Origin of the sequence: Pantoea sp. B270 (genome assembly GCF_018726825.1) — a bacterium.
In the GTDB taxonomy this organism is placed as follows: domain Bacteria; phylum Pseudomonadota; class Gammaproteobacteria; order Enterobacterales; family Enterobacteriaceae; genus Pantoea; species Pantoea dispersa.
The window spans coordinates 2,919,583-2,935,339 of the sequence record NZ_JAHCSX010000001.1 but is presented as its reverse complement, the minus strand read 5'-3'; the positions used below and the strand labels follow the sequence as shown (position 1 = coordinate 2,935,339).

15 protein-coding genes are annotated in these 15,757 nt (G+C 58.3%); 7 read left to right on the top strand and 8 right to left on the bottom strand.

The genetic code is table 11. The annotated features are described in order from the left end of the window. Positions 1–36 precede the first annotated feature (36 nt). Positions 37–1,164, bottom strand: a complete 1,128-nt coding sequence (locus KOL70_RS13955; protein ID WP_021508007.1) for a branched-chain amino acid ABC transporter substrate-binding protein — start codon at positions 1,162–1,164, stop codon at positions 37–39. Between the two features lie 403 nt (positions 1,165–1,567). Between KOL70_RS13955 and panM the strand changes: the two genes are divergently transcribed. Then, positions 1,568–1,954: an aspartate 1-decarboxylase autocleavage activator PanM gene (panM, locus tag KOL70_RS13950; RefSeq protein WP_058770001.1), complete on the top strand. Its 387-nt coding sequence runs from the start codon at positions 1,568–1,570 to the stop codon at positions 1,952–1,954. A gap of 277 nt (positions 1,955–2,231) precedes the next feature. Here panM and rpoH read toward each other — a convergent pair whose 3' ends face one another. The 4 genes from rpoH to ftsY all read right to left on the bottom strand — a co-directional run bounded on the left by rpoH (position 2,232) and on the right by ftsY (position 6,497). After that, positions 2,232–3,089: an RNA polymerase sigma factor RpoH gene (gene rpoH, locus KOL70_RS13945; RefSeq protein WP_021508009.1), complete on the bottom strand. Its 858-nt coding sequence runs from the start codon at positions 3,087–3,089 to the stop codon at positions 2,232–2,234. A 240-nt stretch (positions 3,090–3,329) separates the two neighbouring features. Continuing rightward, positions 3,330–4,316 carry a permease-like cell division protein FtsX gene (ftsX, locus tag KOL70_RS13940; RefSeq protein WP_058770000.1) on the bottom strand — a complete coding sequence of 329 codons (987 nt, stop codon included), beginning with the start codon at positions 4,314–4,316 and terminating at the stop codon, positions 3,330–3,332. Further along, positions 4,306–4,974, bottom strand: coding sequence for a cell division ATP-binding protein FtsE (gene ftsE / locus KOL70_RS13935; protein WP_021508011.1), 669 nt, complete (start codon positions 4,972–4,974; stop codon positions 4,306–4,308). Before ftsE ends, ftsX begins: the two co-directional genes overlap by 11 nt. A gap of 5 nt (positions 4,975–4,979) precedes the next feature. Continuing rightward, positions 4,980–6,497: a signal recognition particle-docking protein FtsY gene (ftsY, locus tag KOL70_RS13930; protein ID WP_211726517.1), complete on the bottom strand. Its 1,518-nt coding sequence runs from the start codon at positions 6,495–6,497 to the stop codon at positions 4,980–4,982. Between the two features lie 231 nt (positions 6,498–6,728). On the opposite strand from ftsY, the gene rsmD reads away from it, so the two are divergent. Next, a complete protein-coding gene (gene rsmD, locus KOL70_RS13925; protein WP_104093901.1) occupies positions 6,729–7,328 on the top strand; it encodes a 16S rRNA (guanine(966)-N(2))-methyltransferase in 600 nt (199 codons plus the stop codon). Then, the gene (locus KOL70_RS13920; protein ID WP_021313674.1) at positions 7,318–7,584 is read left to right on the top strand and encodes a DUF1145 family protein; all 267 of its coding nucleotides are present in this window, start codon (positions 7,318–7,320) and stop codon (positions 7,582–7,584) included. The genes rsmD and KOL70_RS13920 overlap by 11 nt, the downstream gene beginning before the upstream one ends. A 43-nt stretch (positions 7,585–7,627) precedes the next feature. On the opposite strand, the gene KOL70_RS13915 is transcribed toward KOL70_RS13920, so the two are convergent. Beyond that, entirely contained in the window at positions 7,628–7,984 is a 357-nt protein-coding gene (locus tag KOL70_RS13915) for a DUF2500 domain-containing protein (RefSeq protein WP_021508014.1), read from the bottom strand. 162 nt (positions 7,985–8,146) lie between these two features. Between KOL70_RS13915 and KOL70_RS13910 the strand changes: the two genes are divergently transcribed. Further along, entirely contained in the window at positions 8,147–8,776 is a 630-nt protein-coding gene (locus tag KOL70_RS13910; RefSeq protein WP_021508015.1) for a lysoplasmalogenase, read from the top strand. A 92-nt stretch (positions 8,777–8,868) separates the two neighbouring features. Continuing rightward, positions 8,869–11,136, top strand: a complete 2,268-nt coding sequence (locus KOL70_RS13905) for a zinc/cadmium/mercury/lead-transporting ATPase (RefSeq protein WP_215480794.1) — start codon at positions 8,869–8,871, stop codon at positions 11,134–11,136. 18 nt (positions 11,137–11,154) lie between these two features. Here the strand turns inward: KOL70_RS13905 and tusA are convergent, their stop codons facing one another. After that, positions 11,155–11,406, bottom strand: a complete 252-nt coding sequence (gene tusA, locus KOL70_RS13900) for a sulfurtransferase TusA (protein WP_021508017.1) — start codon at positions 11,404–11,406, stop codon at positions 11,155–11,157. Positions 11,407–11,715: 309 nt separating this feature from the next. Here tusA and KOL70_RS13895 point away from each other — a divergent pair, with 309 nt between their 5' ends. Further along, entirely contained in the window at positions 11,716–12,381 is a 666-nt protein-coding gene (locus KOL70_RS13895) for a 7-cyano-7-deazaguanine/7-aminomethyl-7-deazaguanine transporter (RefSeq protein WP_021508018.1), read from the top strand. 115 nt (positions 12,382–12,496) lie between these two features. After that, on the top strand, positions 12,497–13,054 hold the full coding sequence (locus KOL70_RS13890; RefSeq protein WP_021508019.1) for a DcrB family lipoprotein: 558 nt from the start codon (positions 12,497–12,499) through the stop codon (positions 13,052–13,054). A gap of 235 nt (positions 13,055–13,289) precedes the next feature. Here KOL70_RS13890 and glgP read toward each other — a convergent pair whose 3' ends face one another. Beyond that, positions 13,290–15,737 carry a glycogen phosphorylase gene (gene glgP / locus KOL70_RS13885; protein ID WP_058769996.1) on the bottom strand — a complete coding sequence of 816 codons (2,448 nt, stop codon included), beginning with the start codon at positions 15,735–15,737 and terminating at the stop codon, positions 13,290–13,292. Between the last annotated feature and the right edge of the window lie 20 nt (positions 15,738–15,757).

The following is a 15,757-nucleotide window of genomic DNA, read 5'->3' as shown; positions in this document are numbered from 1 at the left end:
CTCGCCCATCGGGAGAGGGACAATTCAGGAGCGTGCTTACTTAACTGCGGTAGAAGAACCGTCTTTGTGCCATTTGAAGACGCCAAATTCGAAGCCCTTCAGATCGCCCTTCTGGTCCCAGCTCAGGTTACCCATCACGGTGGGTACCGGCGCACCCTCTTTCAGGTTTTTAGCAATCGCATCAGGCTCATCGCTTTTGCTGCGCTCAATGCCCGCCACCAGTGACTGAATAGCCGCATAGGTGGTCCAGACGAACGGGCCGGTTGGATCTTTGCGGTTTGATGCGCTGTTGGCTTTGATCGCGTCCACAATCGCTTTGTTGTCTGGCAGCTGGTCGTAGCGCTTCGGCAGCGTCACGTACAGGCCTTCAGAGGCGTCACCCGCGATGTTAGACAGGGAAGCGTTGCCGACCCCTTCTGGTCCCATAAAGCCGGCTTTCAGACCGGCGGTTTTGGCCTGACGCAGAATCTGGCCCAGTTCCGGGTAGTAACCGCCGTAGTAAACGAAGTCGACGTTCTCTTTCTTCAGGCGCGCAATCAGCGTGGAGAAGTCTTTATCGCCAGCGGTGATCCCTTCGAACAGCACCACGTTGCCGCCTTTCGCCTTCAGGGTTTTCTGCACGGATTCCGCCAGGCCCTGACCGTACTGCTGCTTGTCATGCACCACGGCAATACGTTTTGGTTTGATCTGATCGAGGATGTAGTTGGCAGCGGTCGGGCCCTGATCGGAATCCAGACCGGTGGTACGCATCACGTCGGCATAGCCGCGCGCGGTCAGTTCAGGCGCAGTAGCCGCCGGGGTGATCATCAGAATGCCTTCATCGTTATAAATGTCTGATGCTGGCTGAGTGGAGGAGGAGCACAGGTGGCCGATAACGTATTTGATACCGTCATTGACCACTTTGTTGGCCACCGCAACCGCCTGTTTCGGGTCACAGGCGTCGTCATATTCTACGCCGACCAGCTTGTCGCCGTTTACGCCGCCTTTGGCGTTGATGTCCTTGATCGCCTGGGCCGCACCGGTGAACTGCATGTCACCGTACTGCGCCACCGGGCCGGTTGCCGCACCGACAATCGCAATTTTGATGTCTTTCGCCAGTACCGCATGGCTCATCGCCAGCGCTACGCAACCCGCCAGTAATGCGCGTCCTTTACTCATTTTCATGCGAACTTCCCCATCTGTTGTGTCGTGTCTGTTGTGATTGGTTATTTATCTGCCAGTCAAAGAGCAAAACTGATTTGAGAATAATGAGTTAGCGCTCTTTTCTGGCATTTTTTGTTAAGAAGGCTTTATTTTTCAGGTTATTAAACAGGAACTTTCTTCTGTAAATCAACTGACATATTCAGTAAAAGCTGACGGGAACAGCAGATTACTCTGGTTTTTATGGCCGGTTTTTCACCACCAGGCCAGCGCGTTATGCTGGCTTTTTCAGCGATCGATGCTGGCTTACTCCACAATCCTGGCAAAGTGGCTGGCATTTGACCTCTTTTCATCGCAAAAAAGTGACAGCGCTCTGACTGTCTAAATTCGCTACACTAAGGCCTTTCTGCCAGTACAGGTAAGGGTTATGAAGCTCACTATTCAGCGCATCAACACGCTGACGCCGCAGGATCGACTGGATTTAGCCAAAGTCTGGCCGCAGCAGGATATCGCGCAGCTGGAAGCCAGCCTCAGTGAAGCGCAGCGGCTGTATGCGGCGCGCTTTAACGATCGCCTGCTTGGGGCGCTGCGGCTGGAGATTCGCGGCACGCTGGGCAAGATTACGCAGCTGGAAGTGCGTGAAGTCACGCGGCGGCGCGGCGTAGGGCAATATCTGCTGGAAGAGACGATAGCGCAGAACAGCGCGCTGGATCACTGGTGGGTTGCCGATGACGGCGAAGACGATCAGCGCGTGCGCGCGGCGTTTATGCAGGCGTGTGGCTTTCGCGCGCAGAGCGACGGGTGGGTGCGTTAAGCGGCGAATTTACGCCGTGCAGAGCGGTGCGCATGAATACGTATGTGGCGCAGGAGCGTGATTAACGGTGCGCATGAATGCGCACCCTACGGGGATTGCGAACGAGCGTACAGATTGCGTGGGATCGTGATTAACGATGCCTATGAATGCGCGTCCTGAAGAGTCGCCATTCATGGCGACCGTGCTGTAATCCGCACAGGTCATAAGTCATCGCAGGTTATTGCGCGCATAAAAAAGGGCGACCCGGTGGTCGCCCCATTTATCTGTCAGCCGTTAATCAGGCTTCAATCGCCATACGCAGTTTCTTCATGGCGTTCTTTTCCAGCTGACGCACGCGCTCGGCAGACACACCGTACTGGTCGGCCAGCTCCTGCAGCGTGGTTTTGTTGTCATCATCCAGCCAGCGAGCACGGATAATGTGCTGGCTACGCTCATCAAGGCTCAGCATTGCATCGCTCAGCTTGTCAGCAGCGTGCGCATCCCAGTTATCCTCTTCAATGCCGTCGGCAAAGTCAGAGGTTTTATCCTGCAGATACAGCACCGGTGCCATCGGCTTGCCTTCGCCCGCATCGTCATCAGATGACATGTCGAAGGTCATATCCTGGGCCGCCATGCGCGACTCCATTTCCAGCACGTCTTTGCTGCTGACACCCAGCTCGCGCGCCACCATTTCGACTTCATCCTGATTGAACCAGCCGAGACGCTGCTTGGTTTTACGCAGGTTAAAGAACAGTTTGCGCTGTGCTTTGGTGGTGGCAACTTTCACGATACGCCAGTTACGCAGCACGTACTCGTGAATCTCCGCTTTGATCCAGTGCACGGCAAACGACACCAGACGCACCCCGACTTCCGGGTTGAAGCGACGCACCGCCTTCATCAGGCCGATGTTACCTTCCTGGATCAGGTCCGCCTGCGGCAGGCCGTAACCGGAATAGTTACGAGCGATATGAACAACAAAGCGCAGGTGAGACAGGATCAGCGTCTTAGCTGCATCCAGATCGCCCTGGTAATGCAGCCGCTCAGCCAGTGCTTTTTCCTCTTCTGCCGTTAATACCGGCCAGTTGTTAGCAGCCCGGACGTAAGATTCCAGGTTGCCCAGAGGAGCAATCGCTAAAGTTTGCATTTCTTTGGTCATTCAAACCCTCACAAATTCAATGGACTTGCTGCTCGTTTCCCTGCGCAGCCGTTACATTATGTCAACGACGCGTGAAAACCAAAAGCAATCTGTGCTACTTGGACGTCAAAGTTATCCACAAGTTCAATTATAGCAGTGAATATTTTACACACAGATGACGGCGGGGGAAATCGGAGAAATCCTCTGCTCCCAGGTCGTCGGCAGCAGAGGAAGAGTATATCAAAAAATCGTTGCTATGGGTTACTGCGGCGTAAAACGACGTAAATGTTGCACCGTTGCCAGCCACGCGGCAATCCAGCCGATGATGGCCGCGATTAACAGCAGCAGCAGACCTTCATCCCATGAAAAGCCCTCCAGCGCGAAGCTGGTGCCGAAGACGGAGGCGACCTGCGCCACCACCGACTGCAGGCGCAGTACCAGCACTTCCGACAGAATCAGCGACAGCACCGCACCGCTGAAACCTAGCAGCGCGCCGCCGTAGAGGAAAGGCCGCAGAATAAAGCCATCGGTCGCGCCAATCAGCTTCTGTACGTTGATGGTGTCACGCCGGGCAAAAATGCTCAGGCGCACGCTGTTGCCAATCACCAGGAACACCGCCACCACCATCAGCAGGCCGATCATTGACGCCACCTGCCCCACCAACCCGGTGAGTGCGGCTAAACGCGCAAACCAGCTGTCATCCATGCGCACTTCATCCACGCCCTGCACTTTCGCCACGCGATCGCGCAGATTGGCCATGGTATCGGAGTTCTGGAAGTTCAGCTTCGGCGTGATGATCGCCACCGCCGGCAGCGGGTTCTGCTCCAGCATATCCATCGCACCACCAAAGCCGGACCAGTTGCGGAACTCGCTTTGCGCCTCTTCACGCGTCAGGTAGTTCACCTTGTCCACGCCATCGAGCTTTTTCAGCTCGGCGGTCACGTTCTCTGCCGCCGTGTCATCCAGCGCTTTGTCGAGGTAAACCGTCAGCTGCGGCGCCGGGTACCACTGTGCGGCGGCCTGGCTGACGTTTTTCCACACCATGTAGCACACGCTGGGCAGCGTCAGCGAAATCGCGATCACCATTACCGTCAGCAGCGTCGCCAGCGGCTGACGATACATGTCGGACAGGGTACCGCGCCACGCGTAGCGCCACTGCTCCTGCCAGCCGCCCTTCAGCGCTTTGCTCTTTGACGGCTGCTTCGCCGCTTTCGGCGCAGCCGGACGCTTGTTACGTTTATTGACCATCGTGGCCTCCGTGCAGACGTCCCTGATTAAGCGTCATCACGCGATAATTGCGGCGTGCGATCAGCCCGATGTCGTGCGTCGCCATCAGTACCGTAACGCCCACGCGGTTGAACTCTTCAAACAGGCGCAAAATATCTTCCGACAGCGCGTTATCGAGGTTACCGGTCGGTTCATCCGCCAGTAGCACGGCCGGTTTATTCACTACCGCGCGGGCAATGCCGACGCGCTGCTGTTCACCGCCAGAGAGCTGAATCGGATAACTTTTTGCTTTGTCGAGCAGGCCGACTTTGTCCAGCGCCGCCGACACGCGACGGCGAATATCCTCGCCGCTGGCCCCGGAAATAATCAGCGGAATCGCTACGTTGTCGTAGACCGAACGATCCATCAGCAAATGGTGATCCTGGAAAATCATGCCGATCTGGCGGCGCAGGAAAGGCACTTCGCTGTGACGCAGCCGGGAAATATCGTGACCGCTGAACCAGATTTGCCCGGCGCTCGGGCGCTCAATGCCACAAATCAGCTTCAGTAAGGTACTTTTCCCCGCGCCTGAGTGGCCGGTCAGAAACGCCATCTCACCGGGACGCAAATGGAAATCCACGCCCTGCAGCGCCTGGCGTCCTCCCAGATAAGCCTTACTGACCTCTTCAAAGCGAATCATGCCAATTATTCCTCTCGGGCAAACAGTGCCTCAATAAAGTCGGCGGCCTTAAACGGCCGTAAATCTTCGATGCCTTCCCCGACACCGATATAACGAATCGGAATGCCAAACTGATCGGCCACCGAGAAGATCACGCCACCTTTTGCAGTGCCGTCGAGCTTGGTCAGGGTGATACCGGTCAGGCCGACCGCTTCGTGGAACAGCTTCGCCTGGCTGATGGCGTTCTGGCCGGTGCTGGCGTCAATCGTCAGCATCACCTCATGCGGTGCCTCTTCGTCCAGCTTCTTCATCACGCGGGTGATTTTCTTCAGCTCTTCCATCAGGTGCGCTTTATTCTGCAGGCGGCCGGCGGTATCGGCGATCAGCACGTCAACGTGGCGCGATTTCGCCGCCTGGATGGCGTCAAAAATGACCGACGCGGAATCCGCGCCCGTATGCTGCGCGACCACCGGAATATTGTTGCGCTGGCCCCAGACCTGCAGCTGCTCTACTGCCGCCGCGCGGAAGGTGTCCCCCGCCGCCAGCATGACGGACTTGCCCTGCGCCTGATACTGACGCGCCAGCTTACCGATGGTGGTGGTTTTACCCACGCCGTTAACGCCGACCATCAGGATAACGAACGGTGTTTTGCCCGCCACGTCCAGCGGAGCATCGACCTTTTCCAGAATGCCGGCCATTTCAGCCTTCAGCAGGCCATACAGCGCTTCGGCATCGCGCAGCTGCTTACGGCTGGCCTGTTGCGTCAGGCTGGTGATGATGCGGCGCGTGGTTTCCACGCCGACATCGGCAATCAGCAGCTGCTCTTCCAGCTCTTCAAACAGCTCGTCATCGATTTTTTTGCCGCGGAACAGGCTGATAAAGCCGGATCCGAGGTTTTCACGCGTTTTGACCAGGCTGCGTTTCAGGCGGGCAAAGAAGCCCTCTTTGGTGGGGCGCTCCTGCTCCTGGGCCACAATCGGCGCGGCCGCCAGCGGCAGATCGCTCACGGTGTCTGTCGCCACGCGCTCTTCTGCCGCGTCTTCGGCATAGGTTTCCGCTAACGCCAGCGCTTCCAGCTCTTCATCGCTCAGCGGTGCGTCTGCGTCCTCTGCGTCCTCTGGCTGAGGCTCCTCAGAGAAAACCGGTGCTTCAATAATCAGTTCTTCAGCCTGCGGCTCCTCTTCAACCGGCATCAGCTCCGGCTGCGGATGATCTTCCGGCAGTACCTCTTCTTCAATCGCGCTGACGGCAGTGGTTTCTGCGTCATCAGCGTTAGCATTGGATTCGGCTGCGGTTTCTGCTTCCGCAACGGGATGCATTTCAGCGTCGGCGTGAACCGACGATTCGGCCTGCTGTTCTGCCACCTGCTCAGTGACGATCACGGTTTCGGCGGCCTGCGCTTCGGCGCTTGCTAACGCGCTCTCTTCAGCGGCGGGTGCCGGTTGATCGGTCGGCTGCTGCTGCGCCTGCTCTTCCGCTGGCTGCTGCTCTTCTTTGCCAAAGCCCAGCCAGGAAAAAAAGCCGCGTTTTTTCTCTTTTGCCATTGTGTGACCACACTCCTCGATGGCTTATTCCCGGTAGCACGCTGTTCCCAGGGGATAAAAAATTCACTTTTTCGCGCGTGAGCGGCGTAAAAATCAGGCAATTACGTCCGCTTTATCAACTTAGTAGTCTAACACTTTCCTGCCAGCGCACCACAGCACCCTTTTTTAACGTTTCTTCTGCCTGCTACGCCCGTTAAACTACGCAACAAATTATGACGAGTTGTGAGCGAAATGAGTAAATCCCCCCGCAACAGCGGCGCGGCAGGCCAGATTCGCCTGATTGGCGGACAGTGGCGCGGCCGCAAATTGCCGGTGCCGGACAGCGCCGGCCTGCGCCCGACCACCGATCGCGTGCGTGAAACGCTATTCAACTGGCTGGCGCCGGATATCCAGCAGGCGCGCTGCCTCGATTGCTATGCCGGCAGCGGCGCGCTGGGCTTAGAAGCGCTATCGCGCTATGCCGCCTCCGCGATCCTGCTGGAACTGGAACGTCACGTGGCGCAGCAGCTGACGCAAAACCTGCACACGCTGCGCGCCAGTAACGCCAGCGTCGTCCAGACCAATACGCTGCAGTGGCTAAGCCAGCCTGGCGAGCCATTCGACGTGGTGTTTGTTGATCCGCCGTTCCGCAAAGGCCTGCTGCAGGAGACACTAACGCTGCTGGAGAACAATGGCTGGCTCGCCGCCCACGCGCTGATTTATGTTGAGAGCGAAGTGGAGCACGGCACCCCGCTGGCACCGGCTAACTGGGATCTGTATCGCGAGAAGATTGCCGGTCAGGTGGCCTATCGCCTCTATCAACGCCAACAGGAGACCGATGATGTGGCTTAATCTGGGACGTTTGCTGATGATTTGCGTCTGGGCATTTCTGCTGCTTAACCTGGTGCACCCCTTCCCGACGCCGCTGCGCTACTTTGTCCATGTTGCGCTGTTCTTTATGGTGGTGATGCACGGCCTGCAGCTGGTGCTGCTGCGTGCCACGCAACCAAAGGAAGCGCCAAAGCTGAGCCGCGCCACGCAGGCGAAAATCTTCTTCTTTGGCGTATTTGAACTGCTGGCGTGGCAGAAAAAGCACTATCCGTCGTAACTCAAGACAGCGCGCGCGGCTTCAGCCCCGTGCGCTTTAGTGCCTATTGCGCCGGGGTAAAGCTGACAAAGCGCGTGCCCTGCATTTTCAGCTCGCCCTTCACGCCTTTGTCCATCTGGTGATAATCGCTGGCGCTGACGTTGACCTTAAAATCACCGGCGCCGTTCAGCGGATGGAACCAGGCTTCATACTTCATCTCTTCCGCCACAATCTCTTCGCGCTGACGCGAACGGCGATTGGGGGCCGGAAACTCTCGCTTGGTTTTCACTTCCACACTCATTGAGCGCACCGGTGAAGCGTCGTTGACCGCGGCTTCGCGGCGCTGCTTGATAAACTGACGGGTTGCCAGGATGGCAATTACAGCCAGGACGATAAAAAAGATTAGCGGTGGTTTGCTCATGTTTTCTCTCGCACTTTACGTCGGGGGTTAACAGATAAAAGACGCCAAAGCATACAACCAGAGTTGCCCGATTGTCACATTTGCCGCCAGTAACTTAAACTGAGATCGCGATTTTGGGAAAATTCATCAATGTGGGCGACACGTTCACAAAAGGGAGAAAAAATGCTTTGGTCTTTCCTTGCAGTCCTTTTTTCCGGTTGGCTGTATGTCGATGCCTCCTACCGCGGCCCGCAGTGGCAGCGCTGGCTGTTCAAACCCGTTACGCTGCTGTTGCTGGTTGCCTGGGCGTGGCAGGCTCCCACGCTTAACACCACCGACTACCTGATTCTGGCTGGCCTGGTCGCCACGCTGGTGGGCGATGCGTTAACCCTGCTGCCGCGTCAGCAGATGCTGTATGCGCTCGGCGCCTTTTTCCTTTCGCATCTGCTGTACACCATCAGCTTTGCCGCGCACATGACCATGAGCTTCTTCTGGCCGATTCCGCTCACCTTCCTGGTGATTGGTATCATCGTGATCGCCATTATCTGGTCAAAACTGGATACGCTGCGCTGGCCGATCTGTACGCTGATTGGCATGACGCTGGTGATGAACTGGATGGCGGCGGAAAACTACTTCTTCCGTCCGACCGATTACAGCTTCTCGCTGCTAGTGGGGGCCGTGCTACTGTTGCTGGCTAATATCGTGTGGTTTATCTCGCACTATCGCCGCCGCTTCAGCGCTGACAGCGCCATCGTTGCCGCCTGCTACTTCGCCGGTCACTTCATGATTGTGCGTTCACTGTGGCTGTACTGAAAAAAGTGACCTCACCGCTTGACTCTGGAGTCCACTCCAGAGTGTAGCATGCAGACTGCGGGCATCGGCCCGCTTCTGCAACCGGAGGTCACATGCATCAACATGCCCACTCTTGCCGCTGTGGCAAATCACACCGTCAGCCAAAACCGCTGTGCGCGGTACGCAGCGTTCAGCCTGCATCCCTGAAGATTTCCGCCGCGCAACCGGTGGCCGCGTCCAGCGATTGCGGCTGCTGCGCCAGCGATGACGACAGTCCCGGCGGCGACGCCGCCGACAGCGACAGGCGCGCATCCGCGCCCTATCAGTTCCGCTGGCAGATTGCCGGCATGGACTGCCCGAGCTGCGCCCGCAAAATCGAAACCGCCGTGCAAAAGCTGCCGCAGGTCGCCAGCGCGCGGGTGATATTCGCCAGTGAAAATCTGCTGGTGGAGGCGCACAGCGATATTCGTCCGGCTATCGAACAGGCCGTTAACCACGCCGGCTTTAGCCTGAAATCCACTGAGAACCCCGCACCGGCGGCGCGCCGCTGGCGCGATAATGCCTCGCTCATACTGCTCACGCTGTTGATGATCGCCAGCTGGCTGCTGAGCCAGCTCACGCCGCTGTGGGGCGATCGCCTGTTTGTGCTTACCACGCTGGTTGGTCTGGTGCCAGTAGCCCGCAGCGCGTGGCAGGCCATACGCAGCGGCTCACCGTTCAGCATTGAAACCCTGATGACCCTCGCCGCCGCGGGCGCGCTGGTGATTGGCGCCCATGCCGAAGCTGCCATGGTGCTGCTGCTGTTCCAGCTGGGAGAACGGCTGGAAGCCTATGCCGCCGCGCGGGCGCGCCGTGGCGTCACCGCGCTGATGGCGCTGCGTCCGGACACCGCCACGCGCGTCAATGGCACACAGCGTGAGCAGGTGGCACTGGCGGCGCTGCAGCCTGGCGATGTGATTGAAGTGGCGGCAGGCGGTCGTCTGCCCGCCGATGCCGAGCTGCTGCACGCCAGCGCCAGCTTTGATGAAAGCGCGCTGACCGGCGAATCGCTACCGGTGGCCCATCAGCCGGGCGATGCCGTGATGGCAGGCGCAACCAGCGTGGATCGGCTGGTGACGCTGCGCGTGACCTCACAGCCGGGCCACAGCGCTATCGACCGCATTCTGCAGCTGATAGAAGAAGCTGAAAGTCACCGCGCGCCGGTGGAGCGTTTTATCGATCGCTTCAGCCGCCTCTACACGCCGGCCATCATGCTGCTGGCACTGCTGGTGATGGTGCTGCCGCCGCTGCTCGGATTAGGCGACTGGCTGCCGTGGATCTACAAAGGGCTGACGCTGCTGCTGATTGGCTGCCCGTGCGCACTGGTGATCTCCACGCCTGCCGCTATCACTTCCGGCCTGGCGGCGGCGGCTCGCCAGGGCGCGCTGATTAAAGGCGGTGCGGCGCTCGAACGCCTCAGCCGGGTGCAGGCGCTGGCGTTTGATAAAACCGGCACCCTGACCGCCGGTAAACCGCAGGTCACCGACGTGCAACCGTTTGGCGCGGATACACAGCAGCAGCTGCTCAGCCTCGCGGCCGCTATCGAGCAGGGCTCCGGCCATCCGCTGGCGCGGGCGATAGTCGCGGAAGCGCAGCGCCAGCAGCAGGTGATTCCACCGGCGCAGCATCAGCAAACGCTGGCCGGCAGCGGCATTCGCGCACAAATCGACGGCGTGATGCATCAACTGCTGGCACCGCGTGATGCGGCGGCGCTGAGTGACGCGCAGCAGCAGCAGATTGCGCAGCTGGAGGCACAGGGCAAAACCGTGGTGGTGCTGTTGCGCGAAGCACAGCCGCTCGGGCTGCTGGCGCTGCAGGATTTGCTGCGCGAGGAGGCCCGCAGTGCGCTGGCGGCGCTGCAGGCGCTGGGAATTCGCAGCGTGATGCTGACCGGCGATAATCCGCGCGCCGCCGCCGCGATAGCCGCCGAACTCGGCATCAGCTATCGCGCCGGTCTGTTGCCTGCGGATAAGGTAGCCGCCGTACGTGAACTGGGCGAACAGCAGCCGCTGGCGATGGTCGGCGATGGCATCAACGATGCGCCAGCCATGAAGGCCGCGACGCTGGGGATTGCCATGGGCAGCGGCACCGATGTGGCGCTGGAAGCGGCCGATGCGGCTCTGACGCAGAATAACCTGGCGATTCTGCCGCGCACCGTGCAGCTGGCACGCCGCACGCGCGCCATTATCCGTCAGAATATTGCGCTGGCGCTGGGGCTGAAGGCGATTTTCCTCGTCACCACGCTGCTCGGCTTTACCGGCCTTTGGCTGGCGGTGCTGGCCGATTCGGGTGCCACCGCGCTGGTCACCGCCAACGCGCTGCGCCTGCTGCGTCAGCGCTGAGGCGGGCGGATGCCGCGATCAGGCATCCGCGCCTTTCTGGATCAGATACTGGTACGGCAGGCTCTCGGTCTGCTGTGCCAGCAGCTGATGCTCCATAAAGCGGCAGAAGCCGGGAATATCACGCGTGGTCGCCGGATCGTCGGCGATGATCAGCAACGTTTCGCCCGCCTGCATGGTACGCACGGTTTTGCGCACCATCATCACCGGCTCCGGGCAGCGCAGCCCAAGCGCATCAAGCGTATGGTCCGCAGCGGAAAAAGGATCGCTCATGATTCTCTGTCTTTATTCAGGGTGGGCGCTCATTCTAACGCGCTACAGCGCGCGCGCAAGGCGAGAACGATTGCGCTAAAATTAACCATTGCATTTGTTGCGCAACACGCTAAGATGCCGTCCGATTTTTTATTAAGCAATACCAGACATCCCCAAGATCGTTGGCTTTTCTGCAAGGCGGCAAGTGCGCGTATCCCCGGGAGCTTACTGAAGTAAGTGACCGGGGTACGCAAGCGCGGCCAACGCAGCAAAAATGCCAACGATGAAGGGGATTGGGTTCCCTCACCCCATTTTTAAAAAAAGGCCTTTATGATCAACTTCTCTGCTCGTCAGCGCATGCATGCGCTATTCTGGCTATCGCTGTTTCACCTGCTGGTGATTACCTCCAGTAACTATCTGGTGCAGCTGCCGGTCGCGATTTTCGGTTTCCACACCACCTGGGGTGCGTTTAGCTTCCCGTTTATTTTTCTCGCCACCGATCTCACCGTGCGAATTTTTGGCGCACCGCTGGCACGGCGCATTATCCTTGCGGTGATGATTCCGGCGCTGTTTATCTCCTACATCGTGTCGTGCGTGTTTTATCAGGGCGCGTGGCAGGGCTGGGCCTCGCTGCAGGAGGTCAATCTGTTCGTGGCGCGTATCGCTTGCGCCAGCTTTATGGCCTATGCGCTGGGGCAGATCCTTGATGTGCACGTGTTTAACCGTCTGCGTAAACTGCCGCAATGGTGGATTGCGCCTGCCTGTGCCATGTTCCTCGGCAATATCAGCGATACGCTGGCCTTCTTCTTTATCGCCTTTTATAAGAGTCCGGACCCGTTCATGGCCAGCCACTGGGTGGAGATCGCACTGGTGGATTACAGCTTCAAAGTGCTGATCTGCATGGTTTTCTTCCTGCCTGCTTACGGTGTTCTGCTCAATGCGGCACTTAAGCGCCTGGCGGAACGTTCGGCTCAGCGCCAGATGAATTTCGGCTAATTGAACGTAGACGAAACGCCACGGCACGCTAAGATTTCCTGACAAAGCGCTGATTGCTTTTAAGCACCGATTCCGTTTTGATAACGGCTGATGGAAACCTTACGAAGGGATAAGAATGCGTAACTTAGTGAAATATGCGGGCATCGGCCTGCTGGTGTTAGGCCTGGCGGCGTGTGATCAGAAGAAAGACGACACAGCGGCAAACAGCAACGGCGCCAGCGCCAGTCAGTCAGCACAGACTGTGAACCTGATGGACGGTAAGCTGAGTTTCAGCCTGCCAGCAGGCATGTCGGATAAGAGCGGCAAGCTGGGTTCGGAATCCACCAATATGCACGTGTATGCTGATGAAACCGGCCAGCGCGCGATTATCGTGATTGCGGGCGATCCGACCAGTGAAGGACTGGATGCGCTGGCTCAGCGTCTGGAGCAGCAGCAGCGCAACCGCGATCCGCAGCTGCAGGTGGTGTCGAACAAAGCGGTGACGCTGAAAGACCAGCCGGCACAGCAGCTGGATACGGTGATTTCCGCCAATAACCAGACCTCCTGGTCCTCGGTTATTCTGGCGAAGGTGGACGGTAAACTGCTGACGCTGCAGATCACCCTGCCCGCCGACAATCAGCAGCAGGCGCAGAGCGATGCCGATGCGATTGTGAAGAGCATTACTCTGAAGTAAGCCGTTACCCGATGCGCATTAATGCGCACCCTACGACAAACAGCAGCGGTTGTGAGATTGAGCCAGTTGCGCATCAATGCGCACCCTGTGACAAACAGCAACGGTTGTGGGATTGTGCCAGTTGCGCATTAATGCGCACCCTGTGACAAACAGCAGCGGTTGTGGGATTGTATCCGATGCGCATCAATGCGCATCGGGTCATATTTTGTAGGGTCGCCATTCATGGCGACCTTTTTTATAACCTCACCGGCGAAATATGCCAGATCTCATCCGCGTACTCCTGAATGGTACGGTCGGCGGAGAAATAGCCCATATTGGCGATGTTCAGCGCCGCACGCCGCTGCCACTCTTCCGGCTGACGATAAAGCTTATCCACCTTATCCTGGGTATCCACATAACTGCGGTAATCCGCCAGCAGCTGATAGTGATCGCCAAAGTTGACCAGCGCGTCGAACAGGTTACGGTAGCGCCCCGGCTCCTGCGGACTGAAGACGCCGCTGGCGATTTGCGTCAGCGCCTGGTGCAGTTCCGCATCCTCTTCATAGTATTTGCGCGGGTTATAGCCCTCAGTGCGCAGCTTCTCCACCTGCGGCGTGGTGTTGCCGAAGATAAAGATATTCTCTGCGCCGACGTGCTCGCGCATCTCCACGTTGGCCCCGTCCAGCGTACCGATGGTCAGCGCGCCGTTTAGCGCAAATTTCATGTTACTGGTGCCGGAGGCTTCGGTGCCGGCGGTAGAGATCTGCTCGGAGAGATCCGCCGCCGGAATGATGATCTGCGCCAGGCTGACGCCGTAGTTAGGGATAAACACCACCTTCAGCTTGTTCTTCACCTGCGGATCGTTGTTGATCACGTTGGCGACATCGTTGATCAGGTGAATGATGTGCTTGGCGACGTAATAGGCCGACGCCGCTTTCCCGGCGAAGATATTGACGCGCGGCACCCACTCTGCGGTCGGATCGGCTTTGATACGGTTGTAACGCGTGATGACATGCAGCACGTTCAGCAGCTGACGTTTGTATTCGTGAATACGCTTGATCTGCACGTCGAACAGCGCCTGCGGATCCAGCACGATATCCATATTCTTCGCCACCCACTCCGCGAGGCGCTTTTTGTTGGCGAACTTGGCATCGGCAATCTGTTCAATAAAGGCCGGATAGTCAATGTGCGGCACCAGCTCGCTCAGCTGAGCCAGATCGGTACGCCAGGTGCGGCCAATCGCGTCATCCAGCACCTCAGACAAGGCCGGGTTGGCCAGCGCCAGCCAGCGGCGCGGCGTCACGCCGTTGGTTTTATTGCAGAAGCGCCCCGGGAACAGACGGGCAAAATCGGCGAACAGCGACTGCACCATCAGATTAGAGTGCAGCTCCGACACGCCGTTAACTTTGTGGCTAACCACCACCGCCAGCCACGCCATGCGGATGCGGCGACCATCGTTTTCGTCGATGATCGAGATGCGCGCCATCAGATCCCAGTCGTCCGGATAGTAGTCCTGAATGGTCTTCAGGAAGTAGTCATTGATTTCGAAAATGATGCTGAGGTGACGCGGCAGGATCTTGCCGATCATGTCCACCGGCCAGGTCTCCAGCGCTTCGCTCATCAGCGTATGGTTGGTGTACGAGAACACCTGGCAGGTGACTTCAAAGGCGTCGTCCCAGGTAAACTTGTGCTCATCAATCAGCAGACGCATCAGCTCGGGAATCGCTAGCACCGGATGGGTATCGTTGAGGTGGATGGCAATTTTGTCGGCCAGGTTGTCCCAGGTTTCATGCATCTGCCAGTGGCGATTGAGGATATCCTGCACCGTGGCGGAGACGAGAAAATACTCCTGGCGCAGACGCAGCTCGCGCCCGGAGTAGGTCGAGTCGTCGGGATAGAGCACGCGCGACACGTTCTCCGAGTGGTTTTTATCTTCCACCGCCGCGAAGTAGTCGCCCTGATTGAACTTGCCGAGGTTGATTTCGTTACTGGCCTGCGCGCCCCACAGCCGCAGCGTGTTGGTGGCATCGGTGTCGAAGCCAGGGATGATCTGATCGTAAGCCATCGCCACGATCTCTTCGGTCTCAACCCAGCGTACCCGGCTGCCTTCATGCTGCAACCGCCCGCCAAAACGCACTTTGTAGCGGGTATTAAAGCGCTGGAACTCCCATGGGTTGCCGTATTCCAGCCAGTAATCCGGCGATTCACGCTGCTGCCCGTCAACAATGTTCTGTTTGAACATGCCGTAATCGTAGCGAATGCCGTAGCCGCGCCCGGGCAGGCCCAGCGTGGCCAGCGAGTCGAGGAAGCAGGCCGCCAGCCGGCCAAGACCGCCGTTGCCGAGTCCGGGGTCGTTCTCTTCTTCCATCAGCTCGCTGAGGTCGAGTCCCATCTCATCCAGCGCCTGGTTGAGATCGTCATAGATGCCCATCGCCAGCAAGGCATTGCCCAGCGTACGCCCCATCAGGAACTCCATCGACAGGTAATAAACCTGGCGCACATCCTGCGACAGTTGCGCACGGCTGGAGCGCAGCCAGCGCTCCACCATGCGATCGCGTACCGCCAGCAGCGCGGCGTTCAGCCACTCATGCTTGTTGGCGATCGACGGATCTTTACCAATGGTAAACATCAGCTTATAGGCGATTGAGTGCTTGAGGGCGTCAACCGTCAGCGTGGGTGAGGCATAGGTGAAAGGTGCGTTCATATGCGGTATCCCAATCTCTC